The 5,565-nt window shown below is 28.5% G+C and carries 5 protein-coding genes; 3 read left to right on the top strand and 2 right to left on the bottom strand.

Annotated elements, in window-relative coordinates; all coding sequences use genetic code 11:
- The 3 genes from E6248_RS12305 to E6248_RS12295 all read left to right on the top strand — a co-directional run.
- The coding region (locus E6248_RS12305) for an EAL domain-containing protein (RefSeq protein WP_316341096.1) at positions 1-432 on the top strand (432 nt) is incomplete at its 5' end.
- Positions 433-519: 87 nt separating this feature from the next.
- Complete coding sequence (locus E6248_RS12300) at positions 520-1,242, top strand: calcium-binding protein (protein WP_316341095.1); 723 nt, start codon at positions 520-522, stop codon at positions 1,240-1,242.
- Between the two features lie 92 nt (positions 1,243-1,334).
- Entirely contained in the window at positions 1,335-1,787 is a 453-nt protein-coding gene (locus E6248_RS12295) for a deoxyuridine 5'-triphosphate nucleotidohydrolase (RefSeq protein ID WP_316341094.1), read from the top strand.
- Positions 1,788-1,961: 174 nt separating this feature from the next.
- Here the strand turns inward: E6248_RS12295 and E6248_RS12290 are convergent, their stop codons facing one another.
- The gene (locus E6248_RS12290; RefSeq protein WP_316341093.1) at positions 1,962-3,899 is read right to left on the bottom strand and encodes an ABC-F family ATP-binding cassette domain-containing protein; all 1,938 of its coding nucleotides are present in this window, start codon (positions 3,897-3,899) and stop codon (positions 1,962-1,964) included.
- Between the two features lie 353 nt (positions 3,900-4,252).
- Positions 4,253-5,473, bottom strand: coding sequence for a 6-phosphofructokinase (locus tag E6248_RS12285; RefSeq protein ID WP_316341092.1), 1,221 nt, complete (start codon positions 5,471-5,473; stop codon positions 4,253-4,255).
- Between the last annotated feature and the right edge of the window lie 92 nt (positions 5,474-5,565).

Below are 5,565 nucleotides of genomic sequence, written 5' to 3'. Positions count from 1 at the left end.
GAAACTATAAAAAGCCTGGAGCTAGATGCAAGTTATGTTGAATTTGAGATAACTGAAAGTATTATAATGAAGTATCCAGAAAAAAATATCAACACATTAGAAAAGTTAAAAAATCTTGGCGTAACTTTGGCTTTAGATGATTTTGGAACAGGATATTCATCTCTTAGTTACTTAAGAACACTACCTATAGATGTATTAAAGATAGACAAGAGTTTTATAGATGGTATTCTTATCGAAGAAAAATGTGAGTATATTATAAATAGTATAATAGAGTTATCCCATTATTTAAATTTAACTGTAGTTGCTGAAGGTGTAGAGACTAAAGAGCAACTAGAGTACTTAAGTAATATTAGTTGTGATGTAATTCAAGGGTATTATTTCAGTAGACCAATTGAATTTGAAGATGCAGCTAAGATGATATTTGCTAGCTAATAAAATATTTAAATTTATATTATATTTTAATCACAAAGTAAATGTAGAAATCGTATTATGTAACTATATTGGACTTTGGAGGTTAAAATGAAAATAGTAATTGATGATCAATATCAAAGCGATGAAAATGGAAATAGCCAATATACTATAGATGAAAATGGTAATGTTAATTTATTTATTAAAGTAGATGAGGATATCAATGGTGGAAGCGGTATTAATACTGGAGGTACCATTAATGCAAGTAAAATAATTAATGATAATAACATAATTAACATAGCAGAAGATGATAATATTGTTCAAAGCGATTTTAAGAAAGAAGATATTAGCGGAGAAGAAGAAGAATACTATGAAGATTTAAATGAGGGAGTAGAAGAAACATCTAAAACTTATGGTGAAGAAAGGTTTTTAGAAGAACGATATAAAGGATATAATAGTGTTTATTCTGAAATAGAGAGTTCTTTAGAAGAGAAGTATGGTAAGAAGGAAGCTCCTGAAGCTAAAGGAGAAATTATAGTATTATCAAAGTTAGGCTCTAAGGACGGAGTAGAACTAAAGGGAGCTAGAATAAATCTTTATATTTTAAATGGAGTTTCTCCAAGATTATTTGATTCAAAATTTACAGATACTAGAGGAATAGCAGAGTTTAAACACCTTCCTAATGGAGCCTTTAGGGTTATTTCGATTGTAGATAGAAGATTTTTCGAAAAACCAGTATATTATAATTGGAATGAAGTAACTATTGATAAGAATAATAAACTAAGCAATATTTGTGTAGTTAATAAAATTAAACAAGGATATTATAGAAGATAGTTTTTTGGAGATTTTATAAAGTGAGAATTACTTATAAAATCTCCTTTTATGTTAAAATAGAATAGAAGACTAGTTAATAAGGAGAGATACATATGATAATTAGAATTAAATATTTTGAGAATGCAACTAGATTAAATAAGATATCTAAAGGTGATTGGATAGATGTATATGCTAATAAGGATATGTTTATAAAAGAAGGGGAAAGGGCAATGATACCTTTAGGATTTGCACTTGAACTTCCAGAGGGGTGGGAAGGGCATCTTGCACCAAGAAGCTCTACATTTAAAACTTGGGGTATAATACAAACTAATAGCCTAGGAGTAGTAGATTCAAGTTATATAGGTGATAATGATCAATGGCATATGCCTGTATTCTGTTTACAAGGAAAAAGTGAAGAAAATGGAGTAAAGGGAACTTTCATTGAAAGAGGAGATAAAATTGCTCAATTTAGAATTATGGAAGTAATGCCTTCTATAGAATTTGAAGAAGTAGATACATTTGGTAATGCAGATAGAGGTGGGTTTGGTTCTACAGGAAAGAAATAATTTATATTGACTTTGAGCAAAAAATTAATAGTTTTATATTAAATAATTAAAAAAATAAGAAGGAGCTGTCTCACAATGAAAAACTAAGAATTAATAATGAAAAATTAATTCTTAATTTAGGCTGTTTGTGCGACAGCTCCTTCTTTAGTATTAGAATTTTAGAGAAATAGTAAATTATTCATTTGCACTGTCTTCAATAGCACAATTTTCCCATTCTTCATATAAAGAAGAGATTTTGTCTTCTAAGTTTTTAATTTCCTTGCTTATTTTTTCACTTTCCACAGGATTTGAATAAACTTCTTCTAAACAAAGTTTTTCTTGAAGGGCTAGTAAATTATTTTCTTCTTTAGCTATTTCATCTTCAAGCTTTTTAAATCTTATTTTCATAGCTTTTTCTTCTTTTTCTAGTTCTTTTTTCTTTCTCTTCTCTTCTTTTAGCTGAGTCTTAGTTTTCCCTTTAGCTATTTCCTCCATAACTTCAAACCTATTTGGATTAACTTTTTTCTCTTGATAGTAACTGTAATTACCTAGGTATTCATTAATTCCATTTTTATTAAGCTCAAGGATTCTATTAACTACTTTATTTAAAAAGTATCTATCATGAGAAATAACCATTAAAGTTCCATCATAAGTTAAAAGTGCATCCTCCAAAGCTTCTCTAGACATAATATCTAAGTGGTTTGTAGGCTCATCTAGTAATAAAAAGTTTGATTTAGAAATCATAAGCTTTAGCAAGTTTATTCTACATTTCTCTCCACCACTTAAGGTGTTTATTACTTTGAAAACATCATCACCAGTAAATAAGAATGAAGCAAGATATCCTCTTAGCTTACTAGTAGTTAAATTAGGAAACTCATCCCATACTTCATCAATTATTGTTTTATCTAAGTTTAAGTTGGATTGCTCTTGATCATAATATCCAAGGTTAACGTTGGTACCCAAAACAACATTACCAGCATCAGAATTAATATTACCTAAAACAATATTAAATAAAGTAGTTTTACCACCACCATTCTCACCTATTAATGCAACTTTTTCTCCTCTTTTTAAATCTAAGGAAAGACCATTAAAAAGTGTTTTATCGTCATAGCTTTTTGATAAACCTTCTATATGAAGAACATCATGGCCACTTTTCACTGAAGTCTCGAAGTTGATTTTAGAAGCATCCTTTTCCCTGTCGGGTGCATCTAGTTTTTCCATTTTATCTAAAGCTTTTTCTCTACTTTCAGCTGCTCGAATACTTTTTTCTCTATTAAAACTTCTAAATCTTTCTATAATAGCTTCTTGTCTTTTAATTTCTGCTTGTTGAAGATTATATGCTTTTAATTGGGTTTCATATTTTTTCTTTCTTTGTTCAATATATTTTGTATATGGTACGTTATAACAATTTACATGTCCATTAATTACTTCAAAGGTATTATTAGTTACAGCATCTAAGAAAAATCTATCATGGGAAATTATAAGTACTGTTCCCTTATAATTTTTAAGGTAATCTTCAAGCCATTCGATAGCCTCTAAGTCTAAGTGGTTTGTAGGTTCGTCTAAAAGAATAATATCAGGTTTTTTAAGCAATAGCTTACATAGGGCTACTCTTGTTTTTTGACCTCCACTTAAAGTGCTTATAATATTATTAAAGTCATCTTCCATAAATCCAAGACCTTTTAATACCCTAGATATTTCTCCTTTATATGTATAGCCACCTTTATGAGAATAAAGATCTTGAAGAGTAGTATAGTCCTTAATTGCTTTTTCATGTGAAGCAGCATTTTCCTCAGTATAAGGCTCAGCCATTTTCCTTTCAAGGATATGTAGTTTTTCTTCTATATCTAATAAATCTTTAAAAACTAAGTTCATTTCATCATAAATAGTGTTTTCCATATCCAAATCTACATGTTGAGTTAAATAGCCAATAGTTCTATTTTTATCTATAAAAATTTCACCACTATCTTGTGATAATTCCTTAGTTATTATTTTAAATAGAGTAGATTTCCCCTCTCCATTACTACCAATAATTCCAACTTTATCACCTTCATTTATTGAAAAAGTAATATCTTTTAATACTTCCTGAATTCCATAGCTTTTCGATATATCTCTGCAACTTAAAACTATCATAATGGTCCTCCAATTTATTTTAACTATATTTAAATTACGTAAATCACAAAATTAACAATATTATTATACTCTAAGGTACTTGCCTAAGCAAATAGGAGAAAATAAAAAAGTGAAAGAATGAAAGAATGAAACAATTAAGGAATCAGGAATGGGGGAATTAGTGAAGAGTTAAGAGGGAAAAGTGAAGAAGCATGGAAAATTGAGAATTAAAAGTGAAGAGATAGAGTGAGAAGTGAAGAACTAAGGAAAAAAACTCAGTCGAAGCTGAGTTTTAAAAACTATATTTTAAATATAATTCTGTAAGAATTATTACTGTAATTTTACATTCTACATTATAAATTTTACATTCTTTATTATGCATTATTAAAGGTTTTGAATTTTGGAAGGTGATTATCAATAACTAAAGAAGGAGTTCCAGATATTAATGGTGCAAAATATTCATAAGCTTCTTCTTTAATATTGTTTCCTCTTTCATTTATTAATTCTTTAGGGAAATACTTAACGTTGTTTGCTATTTTGTTTGCTTCAATTAAAACGTGAGATGTTTTATATGGAGAGTTTGATTCTCTTTTAATAGCAACCATATATCCACTATTACCTTCTAAAGCAAATTTTAATGCTGAATAACCAACTTCAAAGGCTTCTTTTAGATCTATATCAGAAGCACAGTGAATAGCACATCTTTGTAGTACTCCAAGTTCTAAAGCCTTAACTCTATTAGTAATACCTGATGATATAATTAGATTTTTTAAATAATTACCTACACCACCTAATTGAGCATGTCCAAATTTATCGTGTGCTTGTTTCTTTGTTTCTGAGATAAACTTACCTTCAGAATTTCTTATTCCTTCAGAAACGACTATAAATACTTTATTATTTTCTATAAATTTATTTTTAACATCTTCTAAAAAGTTATCTTCATCAAAAACAGTTTCAGGCAAGTAAATAAAGTCTGCTACTTGTTTATTATCAATTCTAGCAAGACAAGCTGATGCAGCTAGCCAACCAGTATCTCTTCCCATAGTTTCTAATATAAAAATCCCATTATTTATGTAAACTGATGAATCTAAGTATGTTTCCAGAGTAGTTGTTGCAATAAACTTAGCAGCACTACCAAAGCCAGGAGTATGATCTGTATGCATTAAATCATTATCTATAGTTTTTGGGATTCCTATAAATTTTATATCTATTCCAGTTTTTTTAGCATAATCACCTAGTTTAGAAATAGTATCCATTGAGTCATTTCCACCAACATAAAAGAAAGCTTTTATATCATTAGCTTTTAATATGTCTAATAGCATATCATATTCACTTGATGACTCTTCTAATTTCTTCATTTTATATCTACATGAACCTAAACCAGAAGATGGGGTATATCTAAAGGTGTTAAGTTCGGCCTCAGAAAAAGCACTTAATTCTATAATATTTCCATTTAAAATTCCTTCTATTCCATTTAAACCAGCATATACTTTATCGAAGGCTTTAATATCCTTATTAGCTTGTACTAAACCTACTACGCTAGAATTTATTACAGAAGTTGGACCACCAGATTGAGCAATAATACAATTTGACATTAATTTACTCTCCTTTTATCTTAAAAATAATGATTAAAACATTATATGTGATATACTTTTTAAAATATCATATACTCTATTTAATAATATAC

Source organism: Clostridium sp., from assembly GCF_032552055.1.
Lineage (GTDB): Bacteria > Bacillota > Clostridia > Clostridiales > Clostridiaceae > Clostridium.
Note: the sequence above shows the minus strand (reverse complement) of the source record. Positions and strands in the feature narration are given on the sequence as shown.

Bases quoted from the DNA above. Each gene is read 5' to 3' on its own strand.
- E6248_RS12300 (WP_316341095.1), top strand. From the start codon at position 520: ATGAAAATAGTAATTGATGATCAATATCAAAGCGATGAAAATGGAAAT.
- E6248_RS12290 (WP_316341093.1), bottom strand. From the start codon at position 3,899: ATGATAGTTTTAAGTTGCAGAGATATATCGAAAAGCTATGGAATTCAG.
- E6248_RS12295 (WP_316341094.1), top strand. From the start codon at position 1,335: ATGATAATTAGAATTAAATATTTTGAGAATGCAACTAGATTAAATAAG.
- E6248_RS12285 (WP_316341092.1), bottom strand. From the start codon at position 5,473: ATGTCAAATTGTATTATTGCTCAATCTGGTGGTCCAACTTCTGTAATA.